Origin of the sequence: Streptomyces sp. NBC_01485 (assembly GCF_036227125.1) — a bacterium.
GTDB lineage: Bacteria > Actinomycetota > Actinomycetes > Streptomycetales > Streptomycetaceae > Streptomyces.
This window is the reverse complement of the sequence record NZ_CP109435.1, coordinates 4,579,123-4,595,894: the sequence shown is the minus strand read 5'-3', so window position 1 is coordinate 4,595,894 and position 16,772 is coordinate 4,579,123. Positions and strand designations below refer to the sequence as shown.

The following is a 16,772-nucleotide window of genomic DNA, read 5'->3' as shown; positions in this document are numbered from 1 at the left end:
GACGCTCACGCGGGCATGACGCTCATGACGCTGTGGATGCGGGAGAGGGTGAAAACGCGCTCGGCGTCCCGCAGGTGACACCAGGCTTCGAGGTAGGGCGGGTCGAGCGTGAGGCGGCTGAGGGTGCGCACGGTCCGGTTGCCCGAGGTGGCGACGTACTCGACGGTGATGGCCAGACCGGCATCGATGGCATGCGCGAGCTGGCGGACGTCGCCGTACGGCAGCCGCTTCGCCCACCCCGCGACGATCTCCTCGATGTCCGTGGCGAAGGGCGGTCCTCCGTCGAACGGCGCGGGTTCGGGAGTCGTGGGCGGGGCGGCCAGCAGCTGGGTCGCCAAGGTGTCCGGGTCGATGGCGGCGGGCGCCTTCGCCGCGCGCGTGGCAGCGTTCCGGCCGCCGTCCCTCGCGCCGACGCCGCGCGGAGCCGGAACGGGAGCGGCAGTCCGCCGGGGCCGAGCTTTCTCGATGCGTACCGTGCCCTCGGCCGTCTCGGCGACAGGGGCGTATCCCTCGGCCCGGAGCGCGGCGAGGGTTGTGTCGATCGCACTGCGGCTGAGCAGCACTGTCGGCGCCAGCTGTCGCAGTCCGAGCTTGGCGAGCCTGCGGTCGGCGGCGAGTTCGGCCAGGAGCGCGGGCTCGTCGCCGTGGAGGACGCAGGCGGCGGGGGCGATGCGCACGCGCCCGTGGCCGCGTGCGGTGTCGGCGATCAGGTACGACAGCGGCTGTGGCAGGGGCCCGGCGGCGACAGCGGCCAGGTCGGCTGTGATGTCCTCGGGGACACGGCCGGCATCCAGGGCCCGGCGGATGCCGCCGGCGCTGAACCGCCACACCGATGCCGTGCCGCTGGTCTCCCGGTCGGCGACGAGGTCCAGGAGCGCGGCCAGCCGCGCGGACGGTGTGCCGGTGACGACGGCGGTGAGGTCGGTGCCGATCCGGGCCGTCGCGGTGGCCGAGGGCAGCAGCCGACGGCATTCGATCGTCAGCCCCTCCGTGTCGCCGGTCCGCAGGTGGATGCCGAGGGCGGACAGGGCACCGCGCGCGAGTACGCCGAGAAGCTCGGCCTCACGGATCACGGCGGCGAACGGAATTCCGTCCCGGGAGTCCCGGGAGTCCCGGGACGAGGAGTCGGCGAGCGGGCTGTGCCAGGCGATCAAGGGCCCCAGAACCGACGTGGTTCTCACACCCTGCCCTGCCGGGAGCGCTGCGGCTGCGGCCAACAGCCCGTGGCGGGCCCGCGCACAGCCGTGGCAGGGCGCTGCTCCGGCGAGAGCGGGCAGCGCCTTGTCGTCCTCGTCGCGCGCCTGGGTGGGGGTGAGCGGCAGGTTCCGCCATGCCTGAAGCAGTACGGCGAACTGCTCCGCGGGTTCCTGTTCCGCCCAGGCGTCGTACGCCCCGGTGGGCGCCACGCGATCGCCGTCCTGGCCCAGGAGCCCGGCAGCGTACGCGGTCTCGAGAGCAAGGCGTACGACGGCGTCGTCGGCGTGGGCGGCCTTACCGATCCGGGCCAGTTCACGCGCACCGATCCCGCCGGACTTCAGCCGGGTGGGCGCGGTCGCCGAGCAGGCCGACAGGACCGAGGCGGCATGGGAAGCGAACGCCGTGGCCGCGGCCGACGCCTCGCGGTCCACCTCCGCCGGGGTGACGGACGCCAGTCGCGCGGAAGGCGGCACAGGATCGAACGGAGCGTGCCGGCCGGGCCCGCGCAGCGCGAGCGCCACTTCGGCGGGCATACGGGCGGGGCCGTAGCGGTGACGGTCCTGGAACAGGAGTCCCCGTTCCAGTGCCCATCGGGCGCCCGGTTCGAGGGAGGGGTCGGGATGCCCCAACATGATGAACCGCGGGGGCTGCCCCGGCGCGGCCTCCGCTCGGCGTTCGAGCAGCTTCCGGGCCGCTGCGGGCGCCTTGGCGACCAGTGAGGCGAGCTGCACCGGATCGCTGTGGTGTTTCACCAGCGCGGCCACTCGCTGCGGCTTGGTGCCCGGTGGCTTGACGCCCAGTGCCGCCAGTATGCCGCGCAGCTCGTCGGAGGTCGTGCCCGCGAGTAGTTCCTCCAGCGGGGCGTCCAGCCCCAGGGGCGCGTCCCATACCTGCCGCAGCGGTCCGGCCATGCGGAGCTGCCCCGCGCCGTCCGGCCAGACCAGAGCGTGATCGGCCAGCACCTCGAGCACGTCGTCCACTGCGCGTGTGGTCGCGTCGTCCACTGCTCCCAGCAGCTCCGCCAGGGCATCGCGAGACGCGGGTGTACCCAGCGCCGCCAGCGCCTCGGCCACCTGGAGGTGCGGCAGCGCGAGCCGCGGCAGGACCAGCGCCACCGATCCCGGGCGCTGCAGACGGTCCGCCAGTTCCCCCACCGAGCGCGGCTCGGGAGGCGACGCGGCGTCCTTCCGCGCCCCGAGCACGCGTGCCAGACGAGACGCGTCGAGGCTGCCCAGCCATGTCGCCAGCGTTGATCGGGACTTCATACAGGTGCACCTCGTCGGACCAGGGAGCTTTCGTAGCGGGGCCGGAGCCTCGGGACCGGCTTCAAGGATGGCGTATCCCGTGATCCGAGGGTGCCGGATGAGGGAGATTCCCCCTTGGCGGGCGCCGGCACGACGCAACAGGAAACGCGACCGGTACACGCCGAGAAGCGGCCCGGAAGACCGCGGATGCGATCTGGGAGCCTCAGGAACCCACCCTGTGGACAAGGCCAGGACAACGAGGCCTGAGGACAACGTCGAAGGCCCCACCGCAAGCGGTGGGGCCTTCGACATCGTGCCCGGTGAGGCACTGGCGGAGGATACGAGATTCGAACTCGTGAGGGGTTGCCCCCAACACGCTTTCCAAATGTTCGTCTGGGGGTACGGGGATGTGCGGGAGCATTCTGACCTGCGGTGCAGCCGACTCGGGTGGGGCTTCTGAACGATGTCGTACGGCGGTGAACGCAACCAGAACTGCAACCACCGCTGACCTACTTGCCGTGTTCCGGGCCGTACCACTGGAGGGCTTGCCCGGTCGCTGCGGCGATGCACTCGAAGTCGTGATCGCGATGGAGCAGGGTGAGCCCCTGCAGCTCAGCGGTCGCGGCGACGACGAGGTCGACAGCTCCGGCACTTCGGTGTTTCCCCTGCTTGGTGAGGGCTTCCTGGACCTGCCAGGCGCGGTCGTAGGCGCGGTCGTCGACGGGAACCCAGCCGAAGATCAGCCGCATGTCCTCGATGCCGCGCGCCCGGTCGGCAGCTGACCGTGCGCTGTAGAAGAACTCGAGCTCGGTGATCGGGCAGGTTGCGATGAGTCCGGCCGCGGCGGCCTGGTCCCAGCCGTACTGCTCCGCTTCCCCGCGCATGAACCGCGCGAGCGCGCTGGTGTCGATCAGGAACTGGGCCGCGTTCACCGGCGGTAGTTCGCCTTGTTCTCGAACAGTTCCAGATCGAATGCGCCGTCGCCCGCCGCGGCCCGCAGCCGGGCGAGAGCCAGGGCGCGACGCCGGCTCTCCAGCACCTCTCGAAGAGCGGTGTTGACGGTCTCCTTCTTGGTGTTCGTCCCGAGGGCTTTCGCCACGTCCGCGACCAGGTCGTCGTCCAGGTCGATAACCGTCCGACTCATATGTGCCTCCTGATATCAAATATGGGGTCAAGTATATCTCGTGAGGGTCCTTGTGGGGTGCCATCGGACGCCTCGGCCTGGCCACCGGGTCCTACGCGGGCATCACGCCATGGATACGGGAGCCTTCACCCCTGACGGGATGAGCTTCCTCGGCCTGAACCCGGGGACCACTGACTGTGCCGGTCCGTGTCCGGTGCCCACGAGGGCGTGTGTCAGCCGACGGGGTAGCCCTGGGCAAGGGCGGACTTGCGGAAGGCGGGGAGCTTGTCGAGGGGGACGGCGAGGTGGCGTTCACCGAGGCGGGCGCAGTGGGTGCGGGTGCGGCGGTCGGTGGCGAGGAGGGCCGCGACGGCGGGGTCCGCGCACTCGATGAGGTGCACCGGCCCGGTGTCGCGGACCTGGCCGACGCGGCGGGCGGCGTCGGCCAGCAGGGTGGTGACCGTCTGCGGGAGCGGAGCGGCGGTGGCGTCCAGATGGTGGCGGAGTTCGGCGAGATCGCGGCCCGTGTCGGCGGCGGCGAGCAGCGAGGCGGAGGTCAGGGCCCACACGCGGTCGCCGGTGCGCTCGGCGAAGGCGTCGAGGAGGAGGGTCTCGGCGGGGGCGAGTCCGTCGAGGGCCACCAAGTCGTGGTTGGGGAGCACCTTCAGGCCGCTAGTACTCTTCGGGGCGGTGTCGGCCGGTGCGGGGAGGTAGGTGGCGGTCTGCCCGGTGGCATAGGCTCCGAGCGGGTTGAGGCGGAGGGCGAGGAGACCGTCGTAGCGGCTGATGCAGTCGGTCCAGTCGGCGCCCCAGTTGTCGCGGTAGTCGTCGCGGGCGCCCACCGGCGGCCGGTAGTCCACGTCGATCAGGCCGAGGACCGCGGCGTACTCGAAGAGCACGGCGAGGGTGTAGCGGCCCTGGAGGAGTTCCCAGTCGTGGAACCCGTCGTAGCCGAGGCTGCCGTATTCGGGGTCTTCCAGGTAGAGCTTCCACAGGGCGCGCTCACTGCGGGCGATCCTGGGATCGTGACCGGCCTTGCGCATGGTGCGGAAGAGCGTGTCGACGTCGGTCCACTCACCGGGTGCACAGGCGGCCAGGGCCGCGCCGACCTGGGCCCGGCGCGGCTTGACAGCGGTGAGGACGTTCGCCACGCGCTGGCCCTTGATCGCTTCGACCCGGGAGAACTCGTCGATCACGCCGCGGCTGAGCCAGCGCCGCCACAGCAGGGCGAGCGTGTCGTGTGTCGGTTTGGTCAGCGCCGCCCTGCCGTGTGCGGTCAGTGCGAGTTTTCCGGAGGTGAGTTCGGCGAGTCCGCCGGCCTGGAGCAGCAGCGGCCAGGCGAGGATGCGATCGGTTCCTCGGCGTAGAAGTCGCCGCTGCTGAGCGCTTCCGCGACCGCCTTGACCGTTGCCGCGGACGGGCGGAGTGTCTTCTCGCTGCAGCGCAGTCGGCCTGCCGCGCACAGCTGAAGCACCACCTTCAGGTTGGCCTGCGCCTCGTGCTCGGTCGTGCGTAGCTGATGCTCGTCGTGGTTGCTGATCACAGCGGCCCCGTCCCCAGAACGTAGTGGTAGTTGCCTGCGCCGCAGGTGCGCTCCAGCGTGCGTACGATCTTCTGCGCGTCGTCGCGTGGGCCGTTGATGTAGAACGGCTTCCCCTGGCGACCGAAGCCGATCCGCGGGGCGGCCGGGCCGGGCTCGCCGAGGTGTACGGAGACCTGCGCGAAGTCCGGCGCGGGCTCGAAGCCGAGGGTGCGGGCGTAGGCCACACCACCGTGCACGATGCTCTGCGCCTGCTCCAGGCCGATCCGCAGCGGAGGTTGGTCGAACGCCCGGTAGTAGTCGCGTACGTAGGCGTCCAGCGATCCTCCGCCCATCACCTGTGGGCCGACGGTGTCCTTGACGCCGAGGCAGTAGACGTCGACCAGGAACCCGCAGAGGGTGACCCGGCTGGCACGCTCCTGTCGGGCGATCAGGACCTGGGCGAAACCGGCAACCTCGGGATCCTCGGCGCACTCGGCGTCGGCGCGCGCCCAGTCGGGGGCCCCGGACAGCTCCAGGCCGGTGCTCCAGCCGACGCTCACCCAGCAGCCCACCACCGGGCGCGCGGTCGGCGTGGCCGTGCTCTGCTGTTCGTAGGCCACCTGGCGCACCAGCGCACTCGCCCGGGCCGGTTTCAGTCCGAGCGCTCGCGCGATCTGCTTCGGTCCGCTGCCCTTCTCCCGCAGCGACCGTACCTGGGACAGTAGTTGCGCATCGTCGTCGTCCACGGGGCGATTGTTCCGCAGCGCCGGGGCGTCAGGTGCGGGGACCGGCTGTTCCCGTTGTCCCCGGAGGGGGGACGCGCGTGGGCACGCGGGCCCGAACCGGGTGTTTCCCGGCCGCCCGTCCGTGCAGGGGAAGGCGTTCCCGTACGGGCGAGACGGCCACCCGCGGTCCCGCTGCTCCGTAGAGTCGGGTCGAGGCGACACGGCCGCGGGAACAGGGAGGACGGAGTGATGGCCAAAAGCCCGAGGGAGCGGCTGGGCGTGCTGCTCGGCGGGTCGAAGGCGGCGGAGTTCAGCGCCCGGCTCGAAGCACCGGCGGACGGCGTCGGCCTTGAGGTGGCCGGGGTCGGACCGGTGCGGCTGCCGCTGCGCGCGCCTCAGGTGAAGAAGCTGATCGCGGTGGCGCGTCCGGCACTGTTCGGCCGGGGGGAGGACACCCTGAGCGACAGCAGTGTGCGCGACACCTGGCAGATCCCGCCGGACCAGGTCACGCTGGGCGGCCCGGCCTGGCCGACGCTGCTCGACGGCGCGCTGGAGTACTTCCGGGGCGAACTCGGGCTCCCCGCGTCGAGCAGGCTGAGGGCCGAGCCGCACGCGCTCCTCGTGTACGGCAAGGGGCAGTTCTTCCTCCCTCACCAGGACTCGGAGAAGGACGACGCCATGGTGGGCACGCTGGTGCTGTCGCTGCCCTCGCCACACACCGGCGGCGAGCTGGTCATCGGGCACGCCGGGCAGAGCCGGACCTACCGTGCGTCGAAGACGGAGCTGAGCCTGGTGGCCTTCTACGCCGACTGCCCGCACGAGGTGACACCGGTCAGGAGCGGCCACCGGGTGACCCTCACGTTCAACCTGCTGGCCGAGCGAGGGGCCCCGGAGCGGGAGTCCGGCCCGCTCGGCGACATGGCGCACTGCCTGGAGCAACACTTCAACGCACCGACCAGGCCGCGCTACGGCGGCCAGGACCTCGATCCGCCCCGTCGTCTTGTCTACCTGCTCGATCACGAGTACACCCAGAGGGGTCTCGGCTGGGACCGGCTCAAGGGCGCCGACGCGGAGCGTGCCGCGCTGCTGCGCGCCGCGGCCGCCCAGGCGGGGTGCGAGACGGTACTCGCCCTCGCCGAGGTGAAGGAGACCTGGGACGCCACTCCGGCCGGGTACGACCCCTGGGACGACTACGGCTACGAAGAGGAGGACGAGGAGGAAGAGGGAGAGGAAGCAGCCGCGGTCGGCGGCGCGGGTGCCGACGAGGACTACGAGCTCGGCGAGCTGATCGACGACGAGATCACCCTCGGCTGGTGGACCGGTCCGGATGGCGCCGGCGGCGAGCAGATCTCGTTGTACGTCCGCGACTACGAGAGTTGCGCCAGTACCCCGAGTGCGCACCTGAAGCCCTATGACTCCCAGTACGAGGGCTACATGGGCAACTACGGCAACACGCTGGACCGCTGGTACCGGCGGGCCGCGGTCGTGGTGTGGCCACGAGAGCGGGCCTTCGCGGCGCGCGGCGAGGCCGGATCGCGGTGGGCACTCCAGGAACTGCAGGCCCGTATCACCAAGGGCGACCGGGACGGCGCACGCGCCGCGGCCGAGTCCCTCGCGCCGTTCTGGAAGGGCAGTGGTGTACAGCCCGGGCAGCTGGGGAGCGCGCTGCGGGTGGCCGAGGGCCTTCAGGCGCCCGGGACCGCCGCGATGCTCCTCGAGCCGTTCCGGACCGACGCACTCACTCCGGAATACGCGGACGATCTGGCCGCGGTGGCGAAGCGGTACGGCGTCCCGTGGCTGGACCAGGTCACCGAGGGCTGGTTCGGTGGCGCGCAGAACCGCTTCGAGGAACACCGGTACGACTGGACCGAGCGGCTTCCCCAGCTGTGCGCGGCGCTGCGCTCCGCCCGGAGTCCGGCGGTGGCCCAGCTGCTGTTGACCGGGGCCTGGACCCAGGTGGACGGTGAGCTGCGGCTGTGGGCCGAAACCGGGCCGGCCGAGATCCGCCACGCGCAGTTGGAGCGGCTGAGCCTGCCGCTGCTGCGCATCCTGGAAGCGGCCGACGCGAAGCTGCGCGGCCGGATCATGGCAGCGTTGCGTTCCTGCCCGGACACGGCCCTCGAGTGCCTGCTGCCGATGCTGCGCCACGCGGCGCAGGAACAGACGGAGGGCGAGCCCCGGGCGGCGGGGCTCGGAGCGGTGGCACGGGAGTGCGGGGACCGGCTCGGCGCGCTCGCGCGACGGGCGCCGCGCGCCGCGGATGACTGGTCGGTGGCGTGGACCGGGTGCGGCTGCGAGCTGTGCGGCACCCTGGGTGCGTTTCTCGGCTCCCGTTCGCGGCGGACACTGGAGTGGCCGCTGGCGAAGGACGGACGGCGGCACGTGCACAGCAGGATCGACACGGCCGAGCTGCCCGTAGACCATCAGACCAGGCGGCAGGGACGCCCGTACACGCTGGTGCTGACGAAGACCGAGGAACTGTTCTCGCGCGAGCGGGCGACCCGCCGCCAGGCCGGAGCCGACCTGACCTGGCTGGCCTCGACATGGAACCTTTCCGGCGAGGCCGGAGTTGAGTCGAGGCCGTAACACGCGGCGTGGTGCAAACGGCTACTGATCTCGGCCGGGCGCCGTACGACCAGTGGGTTTCTCGGTCGGAGTTTGCGATCTGCACACAACGATTCGCGGATTCGCACTCATGATCGGCGGCCGTGTCGTCGTGGAGTGCCGGGCGGCGAAGCGTTTCGAGCCGCGAGAGGCAGCCCCCTGATCGCCACGTGCCGGCCCGGTCTCTATGACAGTGGGGTGCGCGGGCTCACCTCGTGATCGAGAGGCGGATGAAAACGCCGCGGAGATCGATGTCGCCGCGGCCTCCCGGTACCACCCGAGCCTTCATGTACATCTGATACATTCATGACATGATTGAGCCAGTGATCGAATCCATGGCGGATGTCCGCAGTCACCTCGCTGACGTCATCGATCGCGCCCGCCGGGAGGACACCCCGACGATCATCACTCGGCGGGGCAAGCAGGAAGCCGTCGTGATCGACATCCAGGAGTACCAGCGCCTGCGTGAGATCGCGGAGAACGCCGAAGAGGCGTGGCTCAACCAGCTGGCCGACGAAGCCGAGTCCGAGGGTGCGGAGGGGTCGGTCTCGCTCGAAGAGATGGCCGCCTTGCTGCGTGCCGATCAGGGCTGACCTGATGGGGCACGTCACGCGCTTCACGCCGCACGCCCAGCGGGACATGCTCAAGATCCCGCGCCCGGACGCCCTGCGCATCCTTTACCGCCTCGCCGAACTCCAGAAGGCGATGGACGCGGGAGAGACTGCGTCGTTCGACATCAAGGCCCTCCAGGGGCACAGTGCCCGCTGGCGGCTCAGAGTCGGCGACTACCGCGTTGTCTACTCCGTTGAGGACGGCCAGTTGATCGTGTGGGTCCTGGCCGTAGGCAACCGCCGCGACATCTACCGCCAAGTTCCGTAGGCCCCGCAGTGCAGGTTGATGCCGACTGCCCGCCGGGGGGCGCGGGGCGTGCGCCTGCCTGCTTGTCGATATATCCTGAATGTCACCTGTAAGCGCAACCAAAACTGCAACCGACGCACACCGAAGAGCCGGGCCGCAATTGCGGCCCGGCTCTTCGTTTCGCCTGTTCAGGCGGTTGCGGAGGATACGAGATTCGAACTCGTGAGGGGTTGCCCCCAACACGCTTTCCAACTGTGGTGGTGGGGCCTCGGGCATTGTGCAGGGGTGTTCACCTGCGTTCATGGACGGTTGGCCGGTGGGGCGCACCCGGCTCCTGGTCCGGTCTGAACGGCCGTGAACGGGGCTGAATGAGACGGAAACTGAGACGGAGCCTGCGCATAACTAAGACGGTTGGCTGCGGTCAGCGCTAGCGTGCGGCGGTGATCAGCAATGAGGGAGTACGCCTGGGTGCGGAGGCCGCACATCGCCTGGTAAAGACAGGCCTCTATGAGTTCGAGGCGGGGCTGACGGAGGCCGAGTTCACGCGCATCGAGCGCGAGTACGGCTTCGAGTTCGCGGACGATCACCGAGCATTCCTTGCGGCCGGGCTCCCGATCAACATCCCTCCTGAGGAAGGGCAGACCTGGTCCAGGCCCTGGCCTGAGTGGCGGGGCGGTGACCTGGACAGCTTGCGTCGACAGCTCGACGGGCCGGTCGAGGGGGTTCTGTTCGACGTTGAGCACAACGGGTTCTGGCACGAGAGCTGGGATGAGCGTCCAGCTGATGGGACGCTGGCACTGGCAACAGCGCGGCATCAGCTGGCGGAGGTGCCGGTACTGGTGCCCGTGTATGCCCACCGATACCTGCCGGCCGGCCGGGGAAGCTTCGGGCACCCAGTGCTCTCGGTGTGGCAGACCGACGTCATCTATTACGGCCTGGACCTGGTCGACTACATGCACCAGGAGTTCGACGAGGCTCGGGGCGAGGTCGACGAGAGCTGGAACCCGCGAGCGACGGTCCCCTTCTGGAAGGACTTGCCCTGACTCCTCGGGGAGCCTGCGAGTACGGCGGGCGCCCTCAGCTTGGGAAGCTGCGGCCGTTCATGAGTCAGGACGCCGCCTGCGCACGCTGGGCCTGCGTGGCGCTCACACGGTTGGCGGAGCCTCACGAGCCCAGTCGAAAGGCATCGGCGCGCCCTGCGGGATCACCCAAGGGTGGGGATAGTGAGCGTGACAACCAGTGCAGCGCGCGATGAACGGACCGACCGCGGGGTTCGTGAGAACGCTGTAGTGGCTGGAGGGCTGAGCCGGGAGCATGTGCCCGTTCGCCGTCGTCTCCAAGCCGGGCCATGCCGGCGAGCATGGGCACGGGCGTTGTACCGCGAACGGGTCGCCGTCAGGAGTCTTGGCCGTCCTCTTGAAGAGCTTGGCGAAGTTCTCACTCATCGACACGGCGGCGGCCTCCCCTTCATGGCGCCCGGCTCTCGGGCCTCCAGACAGTAACCGAGGCCGAGTTGAGTCAGCGGGCGCCGTCCACCGGCTGAGGGACGGCGGCCGCACTGGACACAGAGTTTGAGATCGGGCCTCATCCTTATCAGGTCGATCAGGGGGGCGACGACTTCGGTCATCTGGTCGGGGTCCTCGGCTGACCGTCCGTTGAGGTTCGGCGCTGACCGCCGCTGTGCGGGCTTGTTGGTGTCAGACGCTGGTGTCGGGCCCAGGATCCTTACAACCTTCTGATCCGTAGCTCCACAGAGATCGGCCATTGAGGGTCATACGAGGACGCGGCTGGTCAGGGCCGGTCGCTGAGGTTGTTGCTGTACTTTGCTGCCGTACGGACTTGAGGGCCCCAGCAGCCGTGCTGGGGGCGCTCGTATTCCCAGATCAGATGGCGTCGATCCGCCAGGCGATCACGCCGGTTGACCCCTTGGCGCCGTCGATATCGATGCGTACCGACTTGTGCACGGTGATCCGCTGCTGGACCACTGACTGATCGCACGGCACCTTGGCCTCTGTGCCTGTGCTTGCCGGTGTGAAAGTCAACTGCGCACTGCCGTTACCAACGCAGACCAGGTTGAGTCTGTAGGCCTTGCCTTCGCTCAGGCTCGGCTCGGTGTGGATGCCGTCGGTGACCCGCTCCGCGCCGGCCTCGACCATCTTCCCGTTGTGTACGGCGGCCAGGGCCGCTTGAGCCTGCTCAGTCAGCTTCTTCTCTGACGCCCCTGTTACCGCCTGAGAACCACTCGCAGCAGGCGGCGAGTGATCTTTGGAGGCATTACCGTCGGCGCTGCCGGACGTGCACGAGGTGACCATGAATATGGATGCCGCCACGGCGCATCCGGCGAGCCATGCTCGCGGGCTCGAATAGGTCATGCCGAAGTTTCCCAGTACTTCCAGCCAGTCTCGGACGTGGGCAGCGTCGCAGACCCATGAGCGATCTCAACGCCCCCACAGCTGCTCCCGCCAGCGGAACGGTACCGCTTCCAGGTCACCTTGTACCCCCAAGAGCCGTACTGCAGATGGCCGTACTTGTTCCGGGCGATGTCATGGGAGTAGTTGTGACCGATGGCGACCGAGACACTGGCACCGATCTTGATGCTGATGGTGGTCTTGGCCTTCGCGAGGATTGCCCCGGCCGACCACTCCCCGCTGGCTGAGAATTCGGCAGAAATGGTGCCGGTCTTGGTAACGGACACGGATATGGTGCCACCCGGACCGTCCTTGTACTTGGTGCCGTTCCACCAAGAAGGAACGTGGTAAGCCGTCTTTGACGTGATGGTGTACCACGTGGACGGTGTGTCACACAGGGACGGCACCTTCTCGGAGACTGGCCGATCGGTGGCGTCCTCCCAGACCTGTCTGTCGTTGATGTCCGTCGTTTGGTCAGCGGATATCGCACTGTTGGCGCCGGTCGGCAACTCTTCGGCGGAAGCAGAACCCGCAGTCACGAAGCAGAGAAGCAAAGCAGTAGCAGCGCCGGTCGCAGCGCGCCGTGAACCGATGCCTATGTGACACCTTTCCGGTGGACCGCCCCCGTGGCGATCGAGCACTTGAACACTAGGGTTAGGGCATGTACAGGACAATCAAATGATCAATTCTCTGAGGAGAACTTGAGAATGCGATGCGGCGTGGTCGGGAAGTGAGGAGCCTCAAAACCATGTCGGCGAAGCAGCTTTTGGGACGCGCCGGAAGCTTACGGGGCCATGATCACTCGCGCCGAAGCAGCTCCGGGGGCAGTCTGTGGACCTGCCCGGTACGGCGCGACGTTGGGGCCGTGATCTTCGAGGCTCGCGCCAAAGTGGCTGCCTAAAGCCCAAGGCCGTGAAGTTACGGGCTGATCGTCGGCGTCAAGATGTTGATGCTGAGGGTGGCTTTGTAGGTGCGTCGGTCGACCTTGAGGCTTTTGTGTGCGTATCGGGACAGAGGTCGTTTCACTGCGCGGGGGCTGATGCGGAGGCGGCGGGCGGGCATGAGCTGGTCCAGGACGGCCCGTCCGATCGTTCCGACGAGGTCGATCACGGTGTCGGCGATGATGCCCGCGGCCTGGATGATCTGGTCGCGGGCGCATCGGAGCGCGACGCTGAAGCTGGCTCTGTCCGGGTCGGCTGCGGGTGTGGTCCCGGTGGCGTCGGCGATCGCGATCCGCAGGACCTGGTAAGCGCTCAGCAGGGCGTAGACCTCCTGGGTGATGCCGGCCCAGGTCTTGGAGCGCAGGACCCGGCGGCCCAGCATCGTTTTCTTGATCGCGAAGTAGGCGGATTCAATCACCCAAGCACACTGCACTTATGAATAGCCATCAGGAGGGTGAAGCGCCGATAATCGCACGTGAGGGTCTGTTGCGGCTGGTCGAGCTGGTCGAACGGCTGCGGGCCCGAGTTCGTGGGATGGAAGGCGAGTCGTCGTGGACGACGCAGGGGGCGGCTGCCCCAGAGCCAGGCCCGGCAGGTGCCGGGCGAGGAGACGTGGACGCTGCTGCCGCAGGTGAATCGCCAGGTGGCGGTGCGGTGGCTGGTGGTGCTGGCGGCCCGGAGGCTGGCCGCGATCCCGCCGGCGACTGGCGCGAGCGGTGAGGCGGTGCTGTCATGACGGCGTTGATGCCGTGGGAGCAGGTCTCGCGGAGCAAGGTGACGGACCGGGCGATCGCCAGACTCGCGGTGATCTACATTCGGCAGTCCTCCCGGCAGCAGGTTCTGGACCATCAGGAGTCGACCCGGCTGCAGTACGCCCTGGTGGACCGGGCGGTCGCGCTGGGCTGGTCGGCCGATCGGGTCATGGTCATCGATGAGGACCTGGGCAAGTCCGGTTCCAGCGCGGTGGCCCGCACCGGGTTCCAGCGGCTGGTCACCGAGATCGGGATGGACCACGTCGGCCTGGTGCTGGGCATCGAGATGTCGCGGCTGGCCCGCGCGGGCCGGGACTGGTACCAGCTCATGGAGTTGTGCGCGATCTCCGGGGCGTTGCTGGCCGACACCGATGGCGTCTACGACCCCGGCGAGTACAACGACAGGTTGCTGCTGGGTCTCAAGGGGACGCTGGCGGAGGCGGAACTCCACCTGATCAAGCAGCGGATGCAGGCCGGGCGGTTGAACAAGGCCCGCCGCGGCGAGCTGGCCGTGCCGCTGCCGATCGGCTACCTGCGCCGTCCCTCGGGCGAGGCCGTGCTCGACCCGGACGAGCAGGTCCAGACGGTGGTGCGGCTGGTCTTCGCCAAGTTCGCCGAGCTCACCACCTTGCACGCGGTGCTGCGCTGGCTGGTCGACCACGGCGTCGAGCTGGGGGTCCGGCTGCGGGGCGGTCCGGACAAGGGCGAGCTGGAGTGGCGCCGCCCGAACCGGATGACGTTGCAGTGCATGCTGCACAGCCCCGTCTACGCGGGAATCTACGCTTACGGGCGGCGGCGGGTCGAGGCCCGCCGCCAGCAGCCGGGCAGGCCGAGCACCGGACGGGTGGTGCGGGCCGAGGACGACTGGCTGGTTTTCATCCCCGGGATCCTGCCCGCCTACATCACCGAGGACCACTACCGGGCCAACCTGGCCCAGTTGGCCGCCAATGCCTCGCGCTCCGACGCCCGCGGCTCGCCCCGGGCCGGCTCCGCGCTGCTGTCGGGCCTGGCCCGGTGCGGTCTGTGCGGACGCAGGATGGCGGTGGGCTACCACGTGCGCGAGAGGGGAACGGTGCCCGAGTACCGCTGCGCGCGCCTGGCCGGCGACTACGGCGCCGCCGCACCCTGCCAGTCCCTGTCCGGGGCCTGCATCGACGCTTTCGTGACCGCCGCCGTGCTCCAGGCCCTGGCGCCGGCCGCGATAGAGGTCTCGCTGCGGGCGGCCGAGCAGGTGCAGGCCGACCGGGCCGCCCTGGAACAGATCTGGGCCCAGCGCCTGGAACGCGCCGCGATCACCGTGGACCGGGCCCGCCGCTGCTACCGCCTGGCCGAACCGGAGAACCGCCTGGTGGTACGGCAGTTGGAGAAGGACTGGGAACAGGCCCTGGCCGATCAGCAGCATTTGACCGAGGAGCACGACCGCGTCCTCGCCGCCCGCCCGCGCATCCTCACCGATGCCGAGCGCCACACCATTGCCACCCTCGCCCAGGACATCCCGGGCTTGTGGACGGCTCCCACCACGACGGACAAGGACCGCAAACAGATCGTCCGCGCGCTCGTCGAGGACATCACGCTCACCGTGCTGGGCACCAGCGAACGCGTCACGGTCACCATCACCTGGGCCGGCGGCCGCACCAGCAGCGGCGAATCCGTGCGCCCGGTCGCCCGACTGGACCAGCTCAGCTACTACCCCCAGCTGGTCGAGCGGCTGAGGGCCCTGCACGCGGCCGGCAGGACTCCCACGCAGATCGCCCGCCAGGTCGACGCCGAGGGCTTCCGCCCTCCCAAACGCAACGAGCACTTCGGCCCGGCCGGCATCGGCAACCTGCTGCGACGCCTCGGCTGCCACACCACCACCCCACAACCGGACCAGGCCCCCACCAGTCCTGACGCCCCCGGCGAACACGAATGGTGGCTCGCGGACCTCGCCCGCGCCCTGGACATGCCCGCCATCACTCTCTACACCTGGATTCAACGCGACTGGGTCACCTCACGCCGACAAGCCGAACCGCCCAGGCGGTGGATCATCAAAGCCGACCCCGACGATCTCGCCGAACTCCGCGAACGACGCAACCGCCCCCACGGCTACTACACCCGCCTACGCTGGACCGACCCACCCGAAGCAGAGCGAGACAACCAGGTTCACGCCGCCAACCCGCATATATGAGTGCACTGTGGTTGACACATCTCCACTTCCCACCGCTCGTGATACAGGCTGACCAGGTCGGATGCGGGGTATCGGTGGTGGTCGAGGAGGTTGGTGGCCAGTCGGTAGAGGCCGGTCCGGCGGCCCTGGCTGGTGGTGATGGTGATCTCGCACTCGATGATGCGGACCTCGATGCCGCCGAAGCGGGAGAGGTGGGAGCCGTCGTCGAAGCGGGCCAGGACCGGCGGTCTGCGGGCGGCCGAGACGCGGGCGAGGAAGGCGGCCTCGGTGGCGGCGACGGCGGCCAGGAACGTATTGCCGGAGAAGCCCCGGTCCAGTAACACGATCATGCCGTCGTGCAGCGAGCGCATCAGCCGCTTGCCGTAGACGGTCTCGCCGCTGGACCGGGAGCCGAAGGCGGCGTCCAGGACCGCGCGGGTGCCGCAGGCCACCAGCGCGGTCAGGCAGATCTGCGGGTAGCCGGAGGTCGCGTACTGGTTGGTGCTCTTGCCCAGACGGGCCCGGTGCGGCGGGCTGTCGGGGACGTCGAGGTAGGTGCCGTCGATCGCGACGGTCAGCAGCCCCTTGAAACGGGCGCCGACGGTACGGATCGCCGTGGCCGGCCCGCGCAACAGGTCGAACAGGGCCCGCATGGGGCGGACACCGAGACGGGCCCGGGCGCCCCAGAGCGCCGTGCCGGTGATCCTCGCGACCGGTATCGCCTCCAGACCGGCGGTGAGTTTGCGCCAGACGGCCAGGTAGCCGCAGTCCTCGAACAGGGCGGCGGCCAGCAGCAGGTAGACCACCACCCGGGCGGGGATCTTCCGCATTCGCTGCTGGACGGCGCCGGTCTCGGTGAGGGCCGCATCGACCATATCGAACGGGACGATCCGGGTGAGTTCCCCCAGGTGCCCGGGGGCGAACAAGCCCTTGGCTACCGTGATTTCACGCGTGATGACACACTGATCGGACAGCGGAGCCTCCGGTGCTGTGAACGGCTGTCTTGGTCGACTGCCAGTTCTACCGGGGCTCCGCTTCTCACGTCCTGAGTCACCGCAGATCAGCGCGTACTTGTCAGCGCCTCCGAAGCCGTAACTTCACGGCCTTGGCCTAAAGCCGTGGAGCCGACCGCCCCAGCCAAGATGTAACCCTTCTCTGGCGTCAGGTGGCTGACTGCTGGGAGCGTGGCACGGACACCGGCCGGGCGGGGAGCGGGACGAAGGCAGGAGCGCAGGCCCGGCCGGGGGCCGGG

The 16,772-nt window shown here is 69.4% G+C and carries 15 protein-coding genes; 6 read left to right on the top strand and 9 right to left on the bottom strand.

Annotated elements, in window-relative coordinates; translation table 11 throughout:
* Positions 1 to 5: 5 nt before the first annotated feature.
* The 5 genes from OG352_RS20915 to OG352_RS20895 all read right to left on the bottom strand — a co-directional run bounded on the left by OG352_RS20915 (position 6) and on the right by OG352_RS20895 (position 5,832).
* Entirely contained in the window at positions 6 to 2,462 is a 2,457-nt protein-coding gene (locus OG352_RS20915) for a helicase C-terminal domain-containing protein (protein ID WP_329218873.1), read from the bottom strand.
* 488 nt (positions 2,463 to 2,950) lie between these two features.
* Complete coding sequence (locus tag OG352_RS20910) at positions 2,951 to 3,373, bottom strand: PIN domain nuclease (RefSeq protein ID WP_269647363.1); 423 nt, start codon at positions 3,371 to 3,373, stop codon at positions 2,951 to 2,953.
* Positions 3,370 to 3,585, bottom strand: a complete 216-nt coding sequence (locus tag OG352_RS20905) for a type II toxin-antitoxin system VapB family antitoxin (protein WP_329218871.1) — start codon at positions 3,583 to 3,585, stop codon at positions 3,370 to 3,372. The genes OG352_RS20910 and OG352_RS20905 overlap by 4 nt, the downstream gene beginning before the upstream one ends.
* Before the next feature lie 212 nt (positions 3,586 to 3,797).
* On the bottom strand, positions 3,798 to 5,027 hold the full coding sequence (locus OG352_RS20900; protein ID WP_329218869.1) for a helicase-associated domain-containing protein: 1,230 nt from the start codon (positions 5,025 to 5,027) through the stop codon (positions 3,798 to 3,800).
* A gap of 76 nt (positions 5,028 to 5,103) precedes the next feature.
* Positions 5,104 to 5,832, bottom strand: a complete 729-nt coding sequence (locus OG352_RS20895) for a hypothetical protein (protein WP_329218868.1) — start codon at positions 5,830 to 5,832, stop codon at positions 5,104 to 5,106.
* A gap of 228 nt (positions 5,833 to 6,060) precedes the next feature.
* Between OG352_RS20895 and OG352_RS20890 the strand changes: the two genes are divergently transcribed.
* The 4 genes from OG352_RS20890 (at position 6,061) to OG352_RS20875 (ending at position 10,316) form a co-directional block, all read left to right on the top strand.
* On the top strand, positions 6,061 to 8,397 hold the full coding sequence (locus OG352_RS20890) for a 2OG-Fe(II) oxygenase (RefSeq protein WP_329218867.1): 2,337 nt from the start codon (positions 6,061 to 6,063) through the stop codon (positions 8,395 to 8,397).
* Positions 8,398 to 8,726: 329 nt separating this feature from the next.
* Positions 8,727 to 9,008, top strand: coding sequence for a type II toxin-antitoxin system Phd/YefM family antitoxin (locus tag OG352_RS20885; protein WP_329218866.1), 282 nt, complete (start codon positions 8,727 to 8,729; stop codon positions 9,006 to 9,008).
* A gap of 4 nt (positions 9,009 to 9,012) precedes the next feature.
* The gene (locus OG352_RS20880) at positions 9,013 to 9,294 is read left to right on the top strand and encodes a type II toxin-antitoxin system RelE family toxin (protein WP_329218864.1); all 282 of its coding nucleotides are present in this window, start codon (positions 9,013 to 9,015) and stop codon (positions 9,292 to 9,294) included.
* A gap of 419 nt (positions 9,295 to 9,713) precedes the next feature.
* Positions 9,714 to 10,316 carry a hypothetical protein gene (locus tag OG352_RS20875; RefSeq protein ID WP_329218862.1) on the top strand — a complete coding sequence of 201 codons (603 nt, stop codon included), beginning with the start codon at positions 9,714 to 9,716 and terminating at the stop codon, positions 10,314 to 10,316.
* Between the two features lie 840 nt (positions 10,317 to 11,156).
* On the opposite strand, the gene OG352_RS20870 is transcribed toward OG352_RS20875, so the two are convergent.
* The 3 genes from OG352_RS20870 to OG352_RS20860 form a co-directional block, all read right to left on the bottom strand.
* Entirely contained in the window at positions 11,157 to 11,645 is a 489-nt protein-coding gene (locus OG352_RS20870) for a hypothetical protein (RefSeq protein WP_329218861.1), read from the bottom strand.
* Positions 11,642 to 12,220 carry a hypothetical protein gene (locus OG352_RS20865; protein WP_329218859.1) on the bottom strand — a complete coding sequence of 193 codons (579 nt, stop codon included), beginning with the start codon at positions 12,218 to 12,220 and terminating at the stop codon, positions 11,642 to 11,644. The genes OG352_RS20870 and OG352_RS20865 overlap by 4 nt, the downstream gene beginning before the upstream one ends.
* A gap of 379 nt (positions 12,221 to 12,599) precedes the next feature.
* Positions 12,600 to 13,040, bottom strand: a complete 441-nt coding sequence (locus OG352_RS20860) for a hypothetical protein (RefSeq protein ID WP_329218857.1) — start codon at positions 13,038 to 13,040, stop codon at positions 12,600 to 12,602.
* A gap of 57 nt (positions 13,041 to 13,097) precedes the next feature.
* Here OG352_RS20860 and OG352_RS20855 point away from each other — a divergent pair, with 57 nt between their 5' ends.
* Positions 13,098 to 13,358: a hypothetical protein gene (locus tag OG352_RS20855; RefSeq protein WP_329218855.1), complete on the top strand. Its 261-nt coding sequence runs from the start codon at positions 13,098 to 13,100 to the stop codon at positions 13,356 to 13,358.
* Entirely contained in the window at positions 13,355 to 15,541 is a 2,187-nt protein-coding gene (locus OG352_RS20850) for a recombinase family protein (RefSeq protein ID WP_329218853.1), read from the top strand. Before OG352_RS20855 ends, OG352_RS20850 begins: the two co-directional genes overlap by 4 nt.
* Here the strand turns inward: OG352_RS20850 and OG352_RS20845 are convergent.
* Complete coding sequence (locus OG352_RS20845; RefSeq protein ID WP_329218851.1) at positions 15,517 to 16,446, bottom strand: IS4 family transposase; 930 nt, start codon at positions 16,444 to 16,446, stop codon at positions 15,517 to 15,519. The genes OG352_RS20850 and OG352_RS20845 overlap by 25 nt on opposite strands.
* Positions 16,447 to 16,772: the final 326 nt, after the last annotated feature.

What these genes read in the sequence shown, in the direction of transcription:
- OG352_RS20915 (WP_329218873.1), bottom strand. Translation starts at nt 2,462, where the DNA reads ATGAAGTCCCGATCAACGCTGGCGACATGGCTGGGCAGCCTCGACGCG.
- OG352_RS20905 (WP_329218871.1), bottom strand. Translation starts at nt 3,585, where the DNA reads ATGAGTCGGACGGTTATCGACCTGGACGACGACCTGGTCGCGGACGTG.
- OG352_RS20890 (WP_329218867.1), top strand. Translation starts at nt 6,061, where the DNA reads ATGGCCAAAAGCCCGAGGGAGCGGCTGGGCGTGCTGCTCGGCGGGTCG.
- OG352_RS20885 (WP_329218866.1), top strand. Translation starts at nt 8,727, where the DNA reads ATGATTGAGCCAGTGATCGAATCCATGGCGGATGTCCGCAGTCACCTC.
- OG352_RS20880 (WP_329218864.1), top strand. Translation starts at nt 9,013, where the DNA reads ATGGGGCACGTCACGCGCTTCACGCCGCACGCCCAGCGGGACATGCTC.
- OG352_RS20870 (WP_329218861.1), bottom strand. Translation starts at nt 11,645, where the DNA reads ATGACCTATTCGAGCCCGCGAGCATGGCTCGCCGGATGCGCCGTGGCG.
- OG352_RS20850 (WP_329218853.1), top strand. Translation starts at nt 13,355, where the DNA reads ATGACGGCGTTGATGCCGTGGGAGCAGGTCTCGCGGAGCAAGGTGACG.